General features: G+C 56.0%; 1 protein-coding gene. It reads right to left on the bottom strand.

Annotation, left to right across the window (positions count from 1 at the left end):
* Window positions 1-194, bottom strand: a 194-nt coding sequence (locus A3709_RS12605; protein ID WP_231871172.1) for a tryptophan 7-halogenase, incomplete at its 3' end; no start/stop codon positions are given.
* Window positions 195-218: the final 24 nt, after the last annotated feature.

Genomic DNA, 218 nt, shown 5'->3' with positions numbered 1-218 from the left:
CAGGGCAGTGCATCGGCAAATGACTCCCAGTTGTCCTGCTTGAGTTGATCAATCAGCAGGCCGCGAAAGCCCGTGCAGTCGATGAAAAAGTCTGCGGTGAAGCTGCCCTTATCAGTCTCTACCGATTGAATCATCTCGCCTTCGGTGGTCGCTGATGTGACGGTCGCCTCGATATGCTCTACGCCCTCAGCCACGGCTTTACGCCTGAGAAAACGGGC

This window comes from Halioglobus sp. HI00S01 (assembly GCF_001635445.1).
In the GTDB taxonomy this organism is placed as follows: domain Bacteria; phylum Pseudomonadota; class Gammaproteobacteria; order Pseudomonadales; family Halieaceae; genus Halioglobus; species Halioglobus japonicus.
The sequence above is the reverse complement of the archived record's forward strand: the minus strand, read 5'-3'. Positions and strand labels throughout refer to the sequence as shown.